Here is an 18,944-nt window from a genome sequence, read left to right as displayed (position 1 = left end):
TGGAAACCGCCAGCCCGTTCCCCGGAAGAAAGCATGGTCTGGCAAAAATGTAGCGGTATTAGACGCAGCTATTTAGTCAGGTTTTCAAAAAGTGCGAGGAACTAAAACGGGTCTATTTACAGTCTAATCAAGCATGATCAGCAACTGTAACTTTCAAATCTTTTGAACGGACCAACCTTCCTTGATCTACAAAATCTTCATTTATGGCATTAATCAATAGCGATACATCAAATTTTTGCATATCATCACCAATCTCTGTTCGCTTATATTCCGATGTGGTTAATTGCACAGCAACCTCGCTATTCGGCCCCCACAGAACATTATTTTCATATATGCCATCGTGCAACCTATTGTTATAAATGCAATATTGAGGAATATTCAAAACACTGGCAAGATGAACTATTGCCGTATCAACAGTGATGACAAAAGTAGCGTGACCAACAAGGGCAAAGCAGTTACCTGCGTCTTTGAATGGTGTCATCATGACATTATCAAAATGAGCACACTTAATAGATCGACCCATATTAAAAACAATGGTGACAAATCCATTGAGATTATTTAGATAATGTAACACCTCATTAATCTGTGGTATAGATAATGCACGATCATCCTGAGAACCGAAAGGATTAAATATAACCAAGCCTTTGAAGTCTTTTTTTAATGTTCTGGCAAATGCGTGAGCACTATTGAAATCACACCTATCGAGTTTCAAAAACCCAGAATAATCGCAACTATTAAACCCAAGAGTAGTTAAAACTTCCCTCATCCTTCCCGTTATATGTCCGCGGGTTACCCCTCCATCAACAATATTAGTGTCAAATATGGTGTTTCTTGGCTGATTAAAACCTATTGCATATTTTGGGTTTATTGATAATAAAGTTTTCAACCTATGCATTACCGTCCCATCAAAATTCGAAAAATCAACCACCAAATCAATTTGATATTGTTTCATTTCTTTTAACAAATCAATTGCCCGCTCCTTATTAAACGGAATAAAACCATCAACCCCTATAATATCAATGAATAGAAAGCGTACTCTTTCAGGCGCAATAACGTAAACCTTTAAACCTCTATCCATCAATGATTTTATAAACCCAGAGGTTACTATACCATCCCCAATAGCCTGTGTGTGCATAAATATGCAAACCGATTTATAGGATTCAGAGGCTAATAAAGCCCTTTTTCGATAGCGTAATTTTATTACGAAAAGTTTTAGTTTTATTTTTATTTTTTTGGTTTTAATATTTCTCTGTCTATTAACTGCCCTTATACTTTTAATGATACTCATACGCCACCATGGTATTCTCGGTAATATTATTATAGCAGTGTATGCTTTTCATCCATAACACAGCAACATAACCATCATTAAAACATGTTAATATCTTATACATTTTGAAAGTACATATTTATTTTAAAATACATTCATCACGCAAATATAAATTAAGGTAGGTTTCAAATGTTGTTAATTACATTAAGATGTAAACGTTATTCCAGTTGGCTGTATCGGACAAATGACGGGGCTTTGAGTCAAACCAGTAGCACCTCAGTGAAAACGTTGTCGTATGCCCCATAATTTCCCCTTTCACTCTCCATTGAAGTTCGTTATCCACGGTTTACCCTCTTGACCTGTGGTTTCTTGCTGGCTATTCAGCAGGGACCGTTCTTAACGCCACTTACACGGCTCAAAACGTTCTGGATAAAGGATATGTAGTTCATTAATTTCACCATGATAAAAACCCACCAGCTTTACCGCGAGATCGACCGAAGTCACCTGTTGACAGCGCTCAATGCGGCTAAACGTCGCGGATCTACTCGCAACATGAGATATCGTAAAACCATGCGCACTGCGTAACTCTCTTAGTGGTGTTCGTATTTAACCTCTCTAGATAGAGTCTCGCTTGCTCGAACGCAAGACTAGAGCGCTAACCAAATTGGTAAACAAGCTGAATGACGGTGAGGATCGCGATAACTGGAGCAAAAAATTTCACTCCATTTAACCATGCGAATGCCGGGCAACTAGAAAGAAGACCGGTAGCTGTAATTGCGTAATCAATACGACCAATGACCCGATGAAATGAAAGCTCAAGATAATAGGAAAGATTTAAGTCAAACAAATTATCTTCACGAGTCATAAGTCCTCTTTCAATCGTCTATAAATCTCGTTGTGGAGTTGATTCAGGTCGTTTAAACGGCGGTGTATCGTGCGCTTCATAGCCACTTCGGATCATTACAATTCCTTTAATGATGTTGGGGATATCCAGGCTAACTAAATCCTTGTTGTTGGGGAATAGTAGGATCCACCGCGCCTGATGTGGTTAAAAGCAAGCCAAAGCAATAAGAAGTACATCCCTGTTCTGGCGGCTCGGTGTTTTCCCGTTTGTACTCAGTAACCGCCAGTTTTTTCAGGTCACCTGGTACCAAAGGAATTCACATTAGAGGTTCTGCTGCACGATGCCGCCGAAGCCTATTTGCAGGATATCCCCTCCCCGCTTAAACGACTGCTCCCGGATTACCAGGCTATCGAAGCGCGGGTAACCTCATTGTTGAAGTGATCAGTTACATGATTTTAGTGGTCAAGCAAAGTCTGAAAGCAAAAGATTAGTAAGCCAGTTTTGATAACTTATTTTGATAAAATTTTGATAACCGTTCGAATCCTAATAATAAAAAAACGGGAGCCAACTGGCTCCCGTTCTCACACAACCCAGAAACTGGATTACATGTTTTCGATGATCGCGTCACCAAACTCTGAACATTTCAGCAGTTTAGCGCCGTCCATCAGACGTTCGAAGTCATAGGTGACGGTCTTCGCGGCGATCGCACCTTCCATACCTTTAACAATCAGGTCTGCAGCTTCGAACCACTGCATGTGGCGCAGCATCATTTCGGCAGACAGAATAATTGAACCCGGGTTCACTTTATCCTGACCTGCATATTTCGGTGCCGTACCGTGGGTAGCTTCAAACAGTGCACATTCGTCACCGATGTTTGCGCCCGGCGCGATACCAATACCGCCCACTTGAGCTGCCAAAGCATCGGAGATGTAGTCACCGTTCAGGTTCATACACGCGATAACGTCGTACTCAGCCGGACGCAACAGGATCTGCTGCAGGAACGCATCGGCGATCACGTCTTTAACCACGATCTCTTTGCCGGTGTTCGGGTTCTTGATTTTAACCCACGGGCCGCCATCGATCAGTTCGCCACCGAATTCTTCACGCGCTAACTGGTAACCCCAGTCTTTGAACGCGCCTTCGGTGAACTTCATGATGTTGCCTTTGTGCACCAGGGTCACAGAATCGCGATCGTTAGTGATTGCATATTCAATCGCCGCACGCACCAGACGTTTAGTCCCTTCTTCGGAGCACGGTTTGATACCAATGCCACAATGTTCCGGGAAGCGAATTTTCTTCACGCCCATCTCTTCACGCAGGAATTTAATCACTTTCTCTGCATCAGCAGAGTCAGCTTTCCATTCGATACCCGCGTAGATGTCTTCAGAGTTTTCGCGGAAGATGACCATGTCGGTCAGTTCAGGATGTTTAACCGGGCTTGGGGTGCCCTGATAATAACGAACCGGGCGCAGACAGACGTACAGGTCAAGTTCCTGACGCAGTGCAACGTTCAGAGAGCGAATACCGCCACCGACTGGGGTCGTCAGGGGACCTTTAATGGCTACGCGGTAATCACGAATCAGATCCAGGGTTTCAGTCGGCAGCCAGACGTCCTGACCGTAAACCTGGGTGGATTTCTCACCGGTGTAGATTTCCATCCAGGAGATTTTACGCTCGCCTTTATAGGCTTTCTCGACTGCAGCATTCACAACTTTGATCATCGGAGGGGTTACATCAACACCGATGCCGTCGCCTTCAATGAATGGGATAATCGGATTGTGCGGCACGTTCAGTTTGCCGTTTTGCAGGGTGATCTTTTTGCCTTCAGCCGGAACAACTACTTTACTTTCCATTCACCTCTCCTTCGAGCGCTTCTGGTTTGCTCGTCTGTCATCACGCTGCATGTGCAATTGCGTCCTGCTACACGGATGCGTTAGAGCAATTTTTTGTTAATGTTTTGTAATGAGCGTGTCAATACTACCCTATTGTTTGTCGCCATGAAAGACACTCGTTATTAGGCTATAATGCGTCAATTGATAAGGCCTGAAAATACCATGCAAAAAACATCTTTTAGAAATCACCGCCTTGAGCGATTCAGCTCACGACAAACCACCAGGCAGCGCAAAGAAAACCAGCCAAAACGCGTGGTTTTGTTCAATAAACCTTACGATGTTTTGCCGCAATTTACCGATGAAGCGGGGCGCAGCACGTTGAAAGATTTTATTTCCGTGCAGGGTGTCTATGCCGCTGGCCGTCTCGACAGGGACAGCGAAGGGCTTTTAGTGCTCACCAACGACGGTGCATTGCAGGCACGACTCACGCAGCCAGGCAAACGCACCGGCAAAATATATTATGTGCAGGTTGAGGGTGAACCCGGCAGTGAAGCGCTGAATGCCCTGCGTCACGGCATTACGCTGAATGATGGTCCTACCCTACCCGCAGGGGTGGATATTGTGGCTGAGCCGGAATGGCTGTGGCCAAGAAACCCGCCGATTCGCGAACGCAAAAATATTCCTACCGCGTGGCTTAAAATCACGTTATATGAAGGGCGTAATCGCCAGGTTCGCCGAATGACCGCCCATGTCGGGCATCCGACGCTGCGGCTTATCCGCTACGCTATGGGTGACTATACGCTTGACGGACTGGCGAACGGCGAGTGGCGGGAACATCCGTCGTCGCACAGTGTCTGACGAAGCACATTACCCGACATCATCATGGAAGAAGAATTATGGATACCCGTGTTATCGCCGCGTTAGTGTTATCCGTTATATCGCCATTTTGCGTGGCAAAGCAGGACTGCGAAGCCATTGCGGGCGATAGCGCAGGCGCGGCGGAATATCTTTATGAAACCGCCGAGGTGAAAACGAACTCTCGCCTGCATTTCTATTCTGCGCCACATGCGGAATGCCGACTCCCCGCCCATTTGATCAACGGCGACACGGTGGAAGTCCTGAGAAGCCAGCAAATCAAGCAATCGAAAGATGCCCCCATCCAGACGTTTCGCTACATTCGTTATCGTGATGCTAAAGGCTTGTTTGCAACCGGATGGGTCACCGCTGAAGGTCTGGCTCCCGTGGCGAATCCCTTGCCTGTAAACGAAACCTGTCAACAGTGGGCGAATAATGCAATGCCCGGGCGGGTCCGGCACGCACCGGCCACGGATAACCATCACCAGGTTCAGGGGAGCGGGCGCGCCTCTTTTTATACGATGCCGAATGAACAGTGTCGCAGTACCTTCCTATTCCTGATCCCTGGCGACGTTGTTTCCGCCCAAGAACAATCAGAAGATGATTTTATTGAGGTGGTGTATTACACCGCCGATCGCCGCGCCGTTCGCGGCTGGTTAAAGAAATCGCAACTGCAGCCTGTAAACAGCGGTGATCGTTATCGCGATGATATCAATCCGTTATCTACGGATAAGGCGACTCGCATCGCCACACTCAATTTGCGTCATGACTATCAATGTGTCTTTTATGAGAGCTGGAACGCGAAAAAGGCCATCGAGTTTATCGTGCGCGAAGACCATCAGGCCGCGTTATGCCGTGGAGGCGCCGATCCCGCAACCTCTCCGCCAACGGCCTATATAAGTATCGATAAGACCAGCGGCGAGATTAGCTGGCCGGATGTCGCTGAAGGATTTAAAGAAGAATAAGAGGTCACCGATGTTTAAACCGCACGTCACCGTCGCCTGCATTGTGCATGCAGAAGGAAAATTTTTAGTCGTTGAGGAAACCATCAATGGCAAAGCGCTGTGGAACCAGCCCGCCGGACATCTGGAAGCGGATGAGACATTAGCCGAGGCCGTCGCGCGTGAACTGTGGGAAGAGACCGGCATCAGCGCGCAGCCTCAGCACTTTATTCGTATGCATCAGTGGATTGCCCCTGATAAAACGCCGTTTTTACGTTTTCTGTTTTGCATTGAGCTTGCCAATATGTGCGATACCGAACCCCATGACAGTGATATAGATTGCTGCCGCTGGGTGAGCGCACAAGAGATACTCAATGCGCCAAACCTGCGTTCTCCGCTGGTTGCCGAGAGTGTGCGCTGTTTCCAGAGCGGGCAACGTTATCCACTGGCGATGATCGGTGAATTTAACTGGCCGTTTACAGAGGGTGTCAAGTAAATGGCTGCGTGATAGAATATGCCGCCTTGAAGTTCAATGTCGTGAGTATTCCAATGTCTGAAAGCCCAAAAAAAGTGATCGTCGGCATGTCCGGCGGTGTCGATTCCTCCGTTTCTGCCTGGCTGTTGCTGCAACAGGGTTATCAGGTAGAAGGCCTGTTCATGAAGAACTGGGAAGAGGACGACGGTGAGGAATATTGCACAGCGGCCGCCGATCTTGCGGATGCTCAGGCCGTCTGCGATAAGCTCGGCATTGAACTGCATACCGTTAACTTTGCCGCAGAATACTGGGACAACGTTTTCGAACTCTTCCTCGAAGAGTACAAAGCCGGTCGTACGCCGAACCCGGATATTCTGTGCAATAAAGAAATCAAATTTAAAGCCTTCCTCGAATTTGCCGCTGAAGATTTAGGTGCCGATTACATCGCCACCGGTCACTACGTGCGCCGTGCCGATGTAGACGGTAAAAGCCGCCTGCTGCGCGGCCTTGACGGCAATAAAGACCAGAGCTATTTCCTCTATACGCTCGGCCATGAGCAGATCGCGCAAAGTCTGTTCCCTGTAGGTGAACTTGAAAAACCGCAGGTACGCAAAATTGCCGAAGATCTGGGGCTCATCACCGCGAAGAAAAAAGATTCCACCGGTATTTGCTTTATCGGTGAGCGTAAATTCCGTGAATTCTTAGGTCGTTACCTCCCGGCACAACCCGGCAAAATCGTCACTGTTGACGGCGACGAGATCGGCCAGCATCAGGGGTTGATGTACCACACCCTTGGCCAGCGCAAAGGTCTGGGGATTGGCGGGACCAAAGAAGGTTCTGAAGATCCGTGGTATGTCGTAGACAAAGATGTTGAGAACAACATTCTGGTTGTTGCTCAGGGTCATGAACACCCGCGTCTGATGTCTGTCGGGCTGATAGCGCAACAATTGCACTGGGTTGATCGCGAGCCGTTCAGCGGAACCCTGCGCTGCACGGTGAAAACCCGTTACCGTCAAACCGACATCCCTTGCACGGTTAACGCCCTGGACCATGATCGCATTGAAGTTGTCTTCGATGAGCCGGTTGCAGCCGTTACGCCGGGTCAGTCAGCGGTCTTTTACATGGGTGAAGTGTGTCTCGGCGGCGGTATTATCGAGCAGCGCCTGCCCCTGCCGGTATAATTATTCTCTTAGACTGATACAAGGAAGCAGTGATCGTGGCAAAGAATTTTTATGACATCACCCTCGCGCTGGCCGGTATTTGCCAGTCGGCACGCCTGGTGCAAGAACTGGCGCACCAGGGACACTGTGATGCCGATGCGCTACACGTTTCACTGAACAGCGTCATCGATATGAACCCCAGCTCTACGCTGGGCGTGTTCGGTGGCAGCGAGGCCAATCTGCGCCTCGGACTGGAGACCCTGCTCGGCGTGCTCAACGCCAGCAGCCGTCAGGGCTTAAACGCAGAACTTACCCGTTACACCCTGAGCCTGATGGTGCTGGAGCGCAAATTGGCGGCAGCAAAAGGGGCGATGGATACGCTGGGCGAGCGAATCAACGGTTTACAGCGCCAGCTTGACCATTTTGATTTGCAGTCGGAAACGCTGATGAGCGCCATGGCGGGCATCTATGTTGACGTCATTAGCCCACTGGGGCCGCGCATTCAGGTGACCGGTTCTCCTGCTGTTCTGCAAAGTCCTCAGGTTCAGGCAAAAGTTCGCGCCTCTCTCCTTGCAGGTATCCGTGCGGCCGTGCTCTGGCATCAGGTTGGCGGAGGCCGTCTGCAATTAATGTTTTCTCGCAATCGTCTGACCACTCAGGCCAAACAAATTCTTGCTCATTTAACCCCGGAGTTATGATTTATGGAATTATCCTCACTGACCGCCGTTTCCCCTGTCGATGGACGCTACGGCGATAAAGTCAGCGCGCTGCGCGGGATTTTCAGCGAATACGGTTTGCTGAAATTCCGTGTACAAGTTGAAGTACGCTGGCTGCAGAAACTGGCCGTGCACGCAGCGATCAAGGAAGTTCCTGCTTTTGCTGCCGACGCAAACGGTTTCCTTGATACTATCGTGGCGAACTTCAATGAAGAAGATGCTTCGCGTATCAAAACCATTGAGCGCACGACAAACCACGACGTGAAGGCAGTAGAGTATTTCCTGAAAGAAAAAGTGGCCGGAAACCCGGAACTGCATGCGGTTTCTGAATTCATCCACTTCGCCTGCACCTCCGAAGACATCAACAACCTGTCTCACGCATTGATGCTGAAAACCGCCCGTGATGAAGTGATCCTTCCGTACTGGCGTCAACTGATTGATGGCATCAAAGATCTGGCAGTACAGTATCGCGATATTCCGCTGCTGTCGCGCACCCACGGTCAACCCGCTACACCGTCGACCATCGGCAAAGAGATGGCTAACGTGGCGTACCGTATGGAGCGCCAGTTCCGCCAGTTAAATCAGGTAGAAATTCTCGGTAAAATCAACGGCGCCGTCGGCAACTATAACGCCCACATCGCTGCGTACCCGGAAGTTGACTGGCACCAGTTCAGCGAAGAGTTCGTCACCTCGCTGGGCATCCAGTGGAACCCGTACACCACGCAGATCGAGCCGCATGATTACATCGCCGAACTGTTTGATTGCATTGCCCGCTTTAACACCATTCTGATCGACTTTGACCGTGATGTCTGGGGTTACATTGCCCTCAATCACTTCAAACAGAAAACCATCGCCGGTGAAATTGGTTCTTCAACCATGCCGCACAAGGTTAACCCGATTGACTTTGAAAACTCCGAAGGCAACCTGGGCCTGTCTAACGCGGTACTGCAACATCTGGCGAGCAAACTGCCGGTATCCCGCTGGCAGCGTGATCTGACAGACTCTACCGTACTGCGTAACCTGGGTGTCGGTATCGGCTATGCGCTGATCGCCTACCAGTCCACCCTGAAAGGCGTGAGCAAACTGGAAGTGAACCGCGATCGTCTGCTGGACGAACTGGATCATAACTGGGAAGTACTGGCGGAGCCGATCCAGACCGTCATGCGTCGTTACGGCATTGAAAAACCGTATGAGAAGCTGAAAGAGCTGACCCGCGGTAAGCGCGTCGATGCCGAAGGCATGAAGCAGTTTATCGACGGTCTGGCACTGCCGGAAGAAGAGAAAGTTCGCCTGAAAGCCATGACCCCGGCCAACTACATTGGTCGCGCCATCACCATGGTTGACGAGCTGAAGTAAATACATTGCCCGGTGGCGCTGACGCTTACCGGGCCTACGATCGTGTAGGCCTGATAAGGTGCTCGCGCCGCCATCCAGCACATCCCTCCCCTCCGGTTTAGTCAATGTTTATCCCCACAACAACATAATCGCGTTAAACTATTCATACCATTTACTTAGGGAGAAAAGAGAATGCGCGTACTGGTTGTTGAGGATAATGCATTGTTACGCCACCACCTGAAGGTTCAACTGCAGGATTTAGGACACCAGGTGGATGACGCAGAAGACGCAAAGGAAGCCGATTATTACCTTAACGAACATCTGCCTGATATTGCGATTGTCGATTTAGGTCTCCCGGATGAAGATGGTCTGTCCCTTATCCGCCGCTGGCGTAGCAACGAGGTTTCTCTGCCCGTCCTCGTATTAACCGCGCGTGAAGGCTGGCAGGACAAAGTCGAAGTGCTCAGTGCCGGGGCCGACGACTACGTGACAAAACCGTTTCATATTGAGGAGGTGATGGCACGTATGCAAGCATTGATGCGCCGCAACAGCGGTCTGGCCTCACAGGTCATTTCACTGCCGCCTTTTCAGGTCGATCTCTCCCGCCGCGAACTGTCGGTCAATGACGAAGTGATTAAGCTGACGGCGTTTGAGTACACTATTATGGAAACGCTGATCCGCAATAATGGCAAAGTCGTCAGTAAAGATTCGTTGATGTTGCAGCTTTACCCGGATGCCGAACTCCGTGAAAGCCATACTATTGATGTTCTCATGGGGCGCCTGCGCAAAAAAATCCAGGCCCAGTACCCTAACGACGTGATCACCACCGTGCGTGGTCAGGGATATCTTTTCGAACTGCGCTAATGAATAAATTACTGCGTCACTTTTTTCCCCTGTCGCTGCGGGTCCGCTTTTTACTGGCAACGGCGGGCGTTGTGCTGGTCCTTTCCCTGGCTTACGGCATGGTGGCGCTGATCGGTTACAGCGTTAGCTTCGATAAGACAACGTTCCGCCTGCTGCGCGGGGAAAGCAATCTTTTCTATACCCTCGCAAAATGGGAAAACAACAAGCTCCAGGTAGAACTCCCTGAACATCTCGATATGCAAAGCCCAACGATGTCGTTGATTTATGACGAGAACGGCAAACTGTTATGGGCGCAGCGCGACGTGCCGTGGCTGGTCAAACAGGTTCACCCTGACTGGCTGAAAACCAATGGCTTCCACGAAATTGAGGCCGACGTCGACGCAACCAGCGCATTGCTGAGTGACGATCATTCCGTCCAGCAGCAGCTTAAAGAAGTGCGCGAAGATGACGACGATGCCGAAATGACCCACTCTGTGGCCGTGAATATTTACCCCGCCACCGCGCGCATGCCGCAACTCACTATCGTCGTTGTTGATACTATCCCCATCGAGCTGAAACGCTCTTATATGGTGTGGAGTTGGTTTATCTATGTGCTGGCTGCCAACCTGCTGTTGGTGATCCCCCTGCTGTGGGTCGCCGCCTGGTGGAGTCTGCGGCCTATTGAGGCGCTGGCGCGAGAAGTGCGTGAGCTGGAAGAGCATCATCGCGACATGCTTAACCCTGAAACCACACGCGAACTAACCAGCCTTGTGCGTAACCTCAACCGACTGCTGAAAAGCGAGCGCGAACGCTACGACAAATACCGCACCACCCTGACCGACCTTACACACAGCCTGAAAACCCCACTGGCGGTACTGCAAAGTACACTGCGTTCCCTGCGCAGCGAAAAGATGAGCGTCAACGAAGCCGAACCGGTCATGCTCGAGCAAATTAGCCGTATTTCGCAGCAGATCGGCTATTACCTGCACCGCGCCAGCATGCGTGGCAGCGGTGTTTTGCTGAGCCGCGAACTGCATCCTGTCGCGCCGCTGCTGGATAATCTGACCTCTGCGCTGAATAAGGTCTATCAGCGTAAAGGGGTCAATATCAGTCTCGATATCTCGCCAGAAATCAGTTTTGTCGGTGAGCAGAACGACTTTGTCGAAGTGATGGGCAACGTGCTGGATAATGCCTGTAAATACTGCCTTGAGTTTGTCGAAATCTCCGCCCGCCAGACCGACGATCATCTGCATATTTTGGTTGAGGATGACGGACCGGGGATCCCGCACAGTAAGCGCGCGCTGGTCTTTGATCGTGGCCAGCGTGTTGATACCCTGCGACCCGGGCAAGGCGTCGGACTGGCGGTGGCACGTGAAATTACCGAGCAGTATGACGGGCAAATTATCGCCAACGACAGCTTGCTGGGTGGTGCGCGCATGGAGGTTATTTTCGGTCGACAGCATCCGGGCCAGAAAGACGAATAACGCGGCATGTAATATTTGTGTATATAGTTCACCGCATCGGGTTACGCATCCGTTATAATCGGTGTCAGATACCAGCCTGCGGATACTCAATATGGAATACCAATTAACCCTCAACTGGCCCGAGTTTCTCGAACGCCACTGGCAAAAACGTCCGGTGGTGTTGAAGCGTGGGTTCACCAACTTTATTGATCCGCTCTCTCCTGACGAACTGGCGGGGCTAGCAATGGAAAGTGAAGTCGACAGTCGTCTTGTCAGTCATCAGGATGGCAAATGGCAGGTGAGCCACGGTCCCTTCGAAAGCTACGACCATCTCGGTGAGAACAACTGGTCGCTGCTGGTGCAGGCCGTGAACCACTGGCATGAACCGACTGCCGCGCTGATGCGCCCTTTCCGCGCGTTGCCTGACTGGCGTATCGACGACCTGATGATCTCGTTTTCCGTTCCCGGCGGCGGCGTAGGCCCCCATCTGGATCAGTATGATGTCTTTATTATTCAGGGAACGGGCCGTCGTCGCTGGCGGGTGGGCGAAAAGCTGCAGTTGAAGCAGCATTGCCCGCATCCCGACCTGTTACAGGTTGATCCTTTCGACGCCATTATTGATGAAGAGCTGGAGCCTGGCGATATTCTGTATATTCCACCGGGATTCCCACACGAGGGTTATGCGCTGGAAAATGCCATGAACTACTCCGTCGGGTTCCGCGCGCCCAATACTCGCGAGCTGATCAGCGGTTTTGCCGATTATGTTCTGCAGCGCGAACTGGGCAGCACGTATTACAGCGACCCCGATATGCCGCCTCGCGATCATCCTGCCGACATCCTGCCGCAGGAAATGGATAAATTGCGTGAAATGATGCTCGGGTTAATCAATCAGCCGGAACATTTCAAACAGTGGTTTGGTGAGTTTATTTCTCAGTCTCGTCACGAACTGGACATCGCGCCGCCAGAGCCGCCCTATCAGCCCGATGAGATTTATGACGCCCTGAAGCAAGGCGATGTGCTGGTTCGTCTTGGTGGGTTGCGTGTACTGCGCATTGGTGACGATATATACGCAAACGGTGAGAAGATCGACTCTCCACACCGTCCGGCACTGGAAGCGCTCGCCAGCCATATCGTGCTGACCGCCGAAAACTTTGAGGACGCGCTGGACGATCCGTCGTTCCTTGCGATGCTGGCCGCGCTGGTCAACAGCGGGTACTGGTTCTTCGAAGGGTAATTATTACGATAGTTGCCGGATAGTGACTTACGCCTTATCCGGCAACTATCGATACTCATTACTTTTGCTTTGCCGTCAGTTCTGCAATACGCACAATCACCTGTACCGCTTTTTCCATCCCTTCCAGCGTCACAAATTCATGCTTGCCATGATAGTTGTACCCCCCGGTGAAAAGGTTCGGACACGGTAATCCCATGAACGACAGCTGCGCCCCGTCAGTACCGCCGCGAATCGGTTTCATTACCGGCTCAATGTCACAATCACGCATTGCCTGCTGAGCGATATTCAGAATGTGTGGATGCTCAACAACCTTTTCATGCATGTTGTAGTAGCTATCTTCAATCACCAGCTCAATGTAGCAGTCCGGATGTAGCCCCTTGCCGACCTTCTTGGCAATATCCATGATTTTACGCTTACGCGCTTCAAACTGCTTGCGGTCAAAATCGCGAATAATGTAGTGCATATCGGCCCGATCGACGGTGCCTTTCATGCTGGCAAGATGGTAGAAGCCTTCGTAACCGTCTGTGGTTTCAGGGCTTTCATCCGCCGGAACTTCCGCATGAATTCGCGCAGCCAGTGACAGCGCATTCACCATCACCCCTTTTGCAGTGCCCGGATGCACATTGTTACCCACGATTTTGATATTGACGGAGGCGGCGTTGAAGTTTTCAAACTCCAGTTCACCAACACCGCCACCATCAACGGTGTAAGCCCATTGCGCATTAAAGGCGGCAACATCGAAGTGTTTCGCCCCTTTGCCAACCTCTTCATCTGGCGTAAAGGCGACGCGAATATCGCCGTGCGGAATCGCTTTGTGTTTCAGTACCGCCAGCGCGGTCATGATTTCTGCCACACCCGCTTTGTCATCCGCGCCGAGCAGCGTTTTACCGTCAGTGGTGATCAGCGTTTGCCCCAGCAATTGATGCAAAACCGGGAACATCACCGGCGATAACACTTCATCACCAATGCCCAACGCAATATCGCCACCGCGATAGTTTTCCACAATTTGCGGATTCACGTTTTTACCACTGAAATCCGGTGAGGTATCCACATGGGAAATAAAACCGATGGCAGGAATATCACCAGGGACATTGGCTGGCAACGTCGCCATCACGGTCCCTTTGTCACTTAACGTAACGTCAACCAGCCCCATCTCTTCGAGCTGTTGTTTGAGTAACTGTAGTAGCTTCCACTGTCCCTCGGTGCTGGGAACTTGTCGCACACCCGGCTTTGACTGGGTATCCAACGACACATAGTGCAAAAAACGCTCAAGTAGTTTATCCATGCAGTCACCCTCACTTTTTGTGACAACATTATCAATAAGCAAGAAAAGACAAATATTGCGTCAGGTCACTTTTATCCCCTAAACGAGAATATTTCGATCTGTAGCCCTTCCTGAATATAAAGCTAACCCCGCAATTCGCAACAAGGATTGGCGATTTCAGTGGTTTGCCGTAGAATAACCGCCCTCATTAAGAGTCACCAAGGTGGTCAACCACAAACCCCGCATCGGTCAGCCATCCGTTGCGTCTACATGGGACAGAGTAAAAAATTGAATAAACAACCGCGTTCGCTTTCACCGCTGGTGCAATTGGCGGGAATTCGCAAAAGTTTTGATGGCAAAGAGGTCATTTCTAACCTGAATTTGACCATTAATAATGGTGAATTTCTCACGCTGCTTGGCCCCTCTGGCTGCGGTAAAACAACCGTTCTACGCCTGATTGCCGGTCTGGAAAATGTGGATTCCGGTCATATCATGCTGGATAACCAGGACATTACCGATGTTCCGGCGGAAAACCGCTATGTGAATACGGTATTCCAAAGTTATGCGTTATTCCCTCACATGACGGTGTTTGAAAACGTGGCTTTCGGATTACGCATGCAGAAAACCCCCGCCGCCGAAATCACACCCCGCGTTACCGACGCACTGCGCATGGTGCAACTCGAAGAATTTGCCCAGCGTAAGCCGCATCAACTGTCCGGCGGACAACAACAACGCGTGGCGATCGCCCGTGCCGTGGTGAACAAACCGCGTTTGCTTCTGCTGGACGAATCGCTTTCTGCGCTGGATTACAAGTTGCGCAAGCAGATGCAGAACGAACTGAAAGCGTTGCAGCGTAAACTCGGCATCACTTTTGTGTTCGTTACCCACGATCAAGAAGAAGCGTTGACCATGTCTGACCGTATCGTGGTGATGCGCGACGGCGTTATTGAACAGGACGGCACCCCGCGCGAGATCTACGAAGAACCGAAAAATCTCTTCGTGGCCGGTTTTATCGGCGAGATCAATATGTTCAACGCCACCGTGATCGAGCGTCTTGACGAGCAGCGCGTTCGTGCAAATGTGGAAGGTCGTGAATGCAACATTTACGTCAATTTTGCGGTTGTTCCAGGGCAAAAGTTACATGTTTTGCTGCGCCCGGAAGACCTGCGCGTTGATGAAATCAATGACGACAACCACATTGAAGGTCTGATTGGTTACGTTCGCGAGCGCAACTACAAAGGGATGACGCTGGAATCGGTCGTCGAGCTGGAAAACGGAAAAATGGTAATAGTGAGTGAATTCTTCAATGAAGACGATCCCGATTTTGATCACTCGCTCGACCAAAAAATGGCCATCAATTGGGTAGAAAGCTGGGAGGTCGTACTGGCTGATGAAGAACACGAGTAAGTTCCAGAATGTGGTGATTGTCACCATCGTCGGTTGGCTTGTGTTGTTTGTCTTTTTGCCCAACCTGATGATCATTGGTACCAGTTTTTTGACCCGTGATGACGCTAATTTCGTCAAAATGGTCTTTACGCTGGAAAACTACGCGCGTCTGCTCGATCCGCTCTATTTTGAGGTGCTGCTGCACTCGCTCAATATGGCGTTGATTGCCACCCTCGCCTGTCTGGTACTCGGTTATCCGTTCGCCTGGTTTCTGGCAAAATTGCCGGAAAAAGTCCGTCCGCTATTGCTGTTCTTGTTGATCGTTCCGTTCTGGACTAACTCACTGATCCGCATCTACGGGCTGAAAATTTTTCTTAGCACCAAAGGCTATCTCAACGAGTTCCTGCTCTGGCTGGGCGTTATCGATACGCCGATTCGCATCATGTTTACCCCTAGCGCCGTCATTATTGGTCTGGTCTATATCCTGTTGCCGTTTATGGTGATGCCGCTCTACTCCAGCATTGAAAAACTGGATAAGCCACTGTTAGAAGCGGCGCGTGATTTGGGTGCCAACAAGTTGCAGACCTTTATCCGCATTATCCTTCCACTGACCATGCCGGGGATTATCGCGGGCTGTCTGCTGGTGATGTTACCCGCGATGGGACTGTTCTATGTCTCCGACCTGATGGGGGGCGCCAAAAACCTGCTGATTGGTAACGTCATTAAGGTGCAGTTCCTGAACATCCGCGACTGGCCGTTTGGTGCCGCCACCAGCATTACGCTGACCATTGTGATGGGTCTGATGCTGCTGGTTTACTGGCGTGCATCGCGTCTGCTGAACAGAAAAGCAAGCGAACTCAGTGATTAAACCGCCACGTTCATTGCATTGATGATGGCAAAAACCGGCACCGCAAGGTCGCCGGTTTTTTATTGCTCACTCGCCTTCTATTTCCACACTGACTTACCGTTCACTATTTTATCTATTTCACAGGTTTCATCCGAAAGTGTTAAACAATATTATACACAGACGCGGGATAATACCTCTTTCAACATAAGACAATTCCCAGATAATTATTAAAACCGCCTCTCAATTAATTAACAGTAAAAATTAACTGCTGCATACCAAAAACCAATATCCTTAAAACAAGCCGATAACACAATAACTGCCATGGGAATAATGACGTGGTAAAACAAGAATTTAAAAGAACATATAATGCTATATTTATTTGTTGAACAACCGACAACTTTAATAGAATAATCTCATCAGACCACTCATAAAGCTATCTTTGCATAGGGATGCAAGTACAACCACTGCGTAAAAAACACAGGAAGGAGATAGTTTTCTGAGTCATATAACCTGAGAGTAAAATAATGAATAAAGTATCAATGCTGTTAGCTATCGGTAGTTTGTCAGTCTTGTTATCCGGGTGTGTTATTGCACCGCCGCAAGGCCACAATGGGTATGCCAAAAACCTTGAGCAGCAAGGCTGTACGCAGGTAGAAGATGCCAATGGAACCTGTGGTAATAACCCGCAGCGCCACCACAAACATCACCATCAGGATAAAAACATGATTACCCGCGATGGCATCACACTACCCGCATGTGCAGACATTCCCGATGCAAGCCAGGCCGATAATGGTTCCCGCTGCTGGTATTAATGGCGTTAAACGAGGTTCACCCTCTCACAGGGAATAAAATACTGAGCTTGCAGGAAAAACGCCTGCCTGCATTACCCTTTTATCTCCTTGCCAGTCAGCGTGTTATTTGTGTAAGTCGTATGTAATAAAAATCCCGGCATAATATTTTGCTGAGCGATACAAATATTAGCACTGCCGAAAACGAATAACTCTGATGTTATTTTTATTTTGGCAGGTAAAAAATTGAGAGTTAAAAATATGAAAAGTAAAAATATTACAGCAGCACTCATTATGGTGTTCGGCGGACTCTATTTTCATAGTGCTTTTGCTATCAGTGAGTCTTATCGGGCACAGCTGGAAAGTTCGGGTTGTACACAGGTTAGTGAAACAAACGGAACATGCAACCCTCATCATTCTAAGCAACAGAATGCCGCACAAGCGAACCGCCACCACCAGGCAGACCCCGACGCCGCGGCTGACGTCGCCCGCACAATTGATCGCCACATTGCCGGAAAGTATCAGGGGGAAGCGGTCGATTACATGGAGTCCCAGGGATGGCAATCGCAAAACGAAGAACGCACCCACTGGCGCAAATCCGGCTTTACCGCCAGGTTTGATATGAACCAGAGTAACGGGATGGTGATGGGGGTCATCGTACAGTAATCCTCCATCCGGCTGTATTGGTGGGCAAAACGTATAACGCCCGTCATTAAATCAGCCATTTTTTCCCGATAGCCAGGAAAATTGTTGTAAAATGCGCGGCCTCATGTGATGGCCGCGTTTTTTTGCGCGCTATTTAATCAACGAGTTTTGGAGATATTTTGGAGATAAAGGAAAAATTGAATAATTTCAATACTCTGAAACTGTCCCTTCTGCAACGCAAGGAGGTGGGTCTCGAATGATCGGTAGACTGCTTCGCGGTGGTTTTATGACCACCATTTATGCTTATCTGTATATTCCAATCATCATCTTGATTGTGAACTCCTTTAACAGCTCGCGCTTTGGCATCAACTGGCAAGGGTTTACCACTAACTGGTACAGCTTATTGCTCAACAACGACAGTCTGCTTCAGGCTGCACAGCATTCACTCACGATGGCCGTTGTCTCGGCAACCTTTGCCACGCTCATTGGCTCACTCACTGCCGTCGCACTGTATCGCTACCGCTTTCGCGGCAAACCCTTCGTCAGCGGTATGCTGTTTGTCGTCATGATGTCACCGGACATCGTCATGGCCATCTCCCTGCTGGTGCTGTTTATGCTGCTTGGCATTCAACTGGGGTTCTGGTCGCTGCTCTTCTCCCACATCACGTTCTGTCTGCCATTTGTCGTCGTGACTGTCTATTCACGTCTGAAAGGCTTTGATGTACGGATGCTGGAAGCGGCAAAAGATCTGGGCGCCAGCGAAGTCACTATTCTGCGCAAGATCATTTTACCGTTGGCCATGCCCGCCGTGGCGGCGGGTTGGTTGCTGAGTTTTACCTTGTCGATGGATGACGTCGTGGTGTCGTCATTTGTCACCGGACCTGGCTATGAAATTTTACCGTTGAAGATCTATTCGATGGTGAAAGTGGGCGTATCACCCGAGGTGAATGCGCTGGCAACAATATTGTTAGTTCTGTCGCTGGTGATGGTGATTGCCAGCCAGCTTATTGCTCGTGATAAAACGAAGGGCCGTTAAGGTCCGTAATTCA

The 18,944-nt window shown here is 49.6% G+C and carries 18 protein-coding genes and 1 pseudogene; 15 read left to right on the top strand and 4 right to left on the bottom strand.

Features of this window, described 5'->3' with window-relative positions:
* Positions 1-127 precede the first annotated feature (127 nt).
* Together AC07UY_RS19835 and AC07UY_RS19830 are read right to left on the bottom strand one after the other, a co-directional pair.
* Positions 128-1,288, bottom strand: a complete 1,161-nt coding sequence (locus tag AC07UY_RS19835; RefSeq protein WP_494701804.1) for a glycosyltransferase family 9 protein — start codon at positions 1,286-1,288, stop codon at positions 128-130.
* Between the two features lie 634 nt (positions 1,289-1,922).
* On the bottom strand, positions 1,923-2,132 hold the full coding sequence (locus tag AC07UY_RS19830) for a hypothetical protein (RefSeq protein WP_494701803.1): 210 nt from the start codon (positions 2,130-2,132) through the stop codon (positions 1,923-1,925).
* Positions 2,133-2,396: 264 nt separating this feature from the next.
* Between AC07UY_RS19830 and AC07UY_RS19825 the strand changes: the two are divergent.
* Positions 2,397-2,549 (top strand): annotated as a pseudogene (locus tag AC07UY_RS19825) (HD family hydrolase); the annotation flags it as partial.
* Between the two features lie 164 nt (positions 2,550-2,713).
* Here the strand turns inward: AC07UY_RS19825 and icd are convergent.
* Positions 2,714-3,964: an NADP-dependent isocitrate dehydrogenase gene (gene icd, locus AC07UY_RS19820; protein ID WP_192612462.1), complete on the bottom strand. Its 1,251-nt coding sequence runs from the start codon at positions 3,962-3,964 to the stop codon at positions 2,714-2,716.
* A gap of 171 nt (positions 3,965-4,135) precedes the next feature.
* Between icd and rluE the strand changes: the two genes are divergently transcribed.
* From rluE to roxA, 9 genes are all read left to right on the top strand, one after another.
* Entirely contained in the window at positions 4,136-4,801 is a 666-nt protein-coding gene (gene rluE / locus AC07UY_RS19815; RefSeq protein ID WP_494701802.1) for a 23S rRNA pseudouridine(2457) synthase RluE, read from the top strand.
* A gap of 38 nt (positions 4,802-4,839) precedes the next feature.
* Positions 4,840-5,763: a hypothetical protein gene (locus AC07UY_RS19810; protein ID WP_494660484.1), complete on the top strand. Its 924-nt coding sequence runs from the start codon at positions 4,840-4,842 to the stop codon at positions 5,761-5,763.
* A 10-nt stretch (positions 5,764-5,773) separates the two neighbouring features.
* Positions 5,774-6,235 carry an NUDIX hydrolase gene (locus AC07UY_RS19805; protein ID WP_494660483.1) on the top strand — a complete coding sequence of 154 codons (462 nt, stop codon included), beginning with the start codon at positions 5,774-5,776 and terminating at the stop codon, positions 6,233-6,235.
* A gap of 53 nt (positions 6,236-6,288) precedes the next feature.
* Entirely contained in the window at positions 6,289-7,395 is a 1,107-nt protein-coding gene (gene mnmA / locus AC07UY_RS19800) for a tRNA 2-thiouridine(34) synthase MnmA (RefSeq protein ID WP_494660482.1), read from the top strand.
* A gap of 35 nt (positions 7,396-7,430) precedes the next feature.
* Positions 7,431-8,072, top strand: coding sequence for a high frequency lysogenization protein HflD (gene hflD / locus AC07UY_RS19795; protein ID WP_192612467.1), 642 nt, complete (start codon positions 7,431-7,433; stop codon positions 8,070-8,072).
* A 3-nt stretch (positions 8,073-8,075) separates the two neighbouring features.
* Positions 8,076-9,446 carry an adenylosuccinate lyase gene (purB, locus tag AC07UY_RS19790; protein ID WP_494660481.1) on the top strand — a complete coding sequence of 457 codons (1,371 nt, stop codon included), beginning with the start codon at positions 8,076-8,078 and terminating at the stop codon, positions 9,444-9,446.
* A 171-nt stretch (positions 9,447-9,617) separates the two neighbouring features.
* Complete coding sequence (gene phoP, locus AC07UY_RS19785; protein ID WP_192612469.1) at positions 9,618-10,289, top strand: two-component system response regulator PhoP; 672 nt, start codon at positions 9,618-9,620, stop codon at positions 10,287-10,289.
* Positions 10,289-11,752 (top strand): two-component system sensor histidine kinase PhoQ, encoded by a 1,464-nt coding sequence (phoQ, locus tag AC07UY_RS19780; protein ID WP_203360942.1) that lies wholly within the window; start codon positions 10,289-10,291, stop codon positions 11,750-11,752. The genes phoP and phoQ overlap by 1 nt, the downstream gene beginning before the upstream one ends.
* Before the next feature lie 91 nt (positions 11,753-11,843).
* The gene (roxA, locus tag AC07UY_RS19775) at positions 11,844-12,965 is read left to right on the top strand and encodes a [50S ribosomal protein L16]-arginine 3-hydroxylase (RefSeq protein WP_192612471.1); all 1,122 of its coding nucleotides are present in this window, start codon (positions 11,844-11,846) and stop codon (positions 12,963-12,965) included.
* Between the two features lie 58 nt (positions 12,966-13,023).
* Here roxA and pepT read toward each other — a convergent pair whose 3' ends face one another.
* Positions 13,024-14,250 carry a peptidase T gene (gene pepT / locus AC07UY_RS19770; protein ID WP_192612472.1) on the bottom strand — a complete coding sequence of 409 codons (1,227 nt, stop codon included), beginning with the start codon at positions 14,248-14,250 and terminating at the stop codon, positions 13,024-13,026.
* A 249-nt stretch (positions 14,251-14,499) separates the two neighbouring features.
* Here pepT and potA point away from each other — a divergent pair, with 249 nt between their 5' ends.
* The 5 genes from potA to potC all read left to right on the top strand — a co-directional run bounded on the left by potA (position 14,500) and on the right by potC (position 18,931).
* Positions 14,500-15,636 (top strand): spermidine/putrescine ABC transporter ATP-binding protein PotA, encoded by a 1,137-nt coding sequence (potA, locus tag AC07UY_RS19765; protein ID WP_494701801.1) that lies wholly within the window; start codon positions 14,500-14,502, stop codon positions 15,634-15,636.
* Positions 15,620-16,483: a spermidine/putrescine ABC transporter permease PotB gene (gene potB, locus AC07UY_RS19760; protein ID WP_494701800.1), complete on the top strand. Its 864-nt coding sequence runs from the start codon at positions 15,620-15,622 to the stop codon at positions 16,481-16,483. Before potA ends, potB begins: the two co-directional genes overlap by 17 nt.
* Before the next feature lie 503 nt (positions 16,484-16,986).
* Complete coding sequence (locus AC07UY_RS19755; RefSeq protein WP_494660478.1) at positions 16,987-17,274, top strand: hypothetical protein; 288 nt, start codon at positions 16,987-16,989, stop codon at positions 17,272-17,274.
* Positions 17,275-17,511: 237 nt separating this feature from the next.
* Positions 17,512-17,916, top strand: coding sequence for a hypothetical protein (locus AC07UY_RS19750; protein ID WP_494660477.1), 405 nt, complete (start codon positions 17,512-17,514; stop codon positions 17,914-17,916).
* Between the two features lie 235 nt (positions 17,917-18,151).
* On the top strand, positions 18,152-18,931 hold the full coding sequence (gene potC, locus AC07UY_RS19745) for a spermidine/putrescine ABC transporter permease PotC (RefSeq protein ID WP_192612477.1): 780 nt from the start codon (positions 18,152-18,154) through the stop codon (positions 18,929-18,931).
* The last annotated feature ends 13 nt before the right edge of the window (positions 18,932-18,944 follow it).

The sequence above is a fragment of the Citrobacter sp. GW821-FHT02E08 genome, from assembly GCF_059421685.1.
This window is presented reverse-complemented; position numbering and strand designations above follow the sequence as displayed.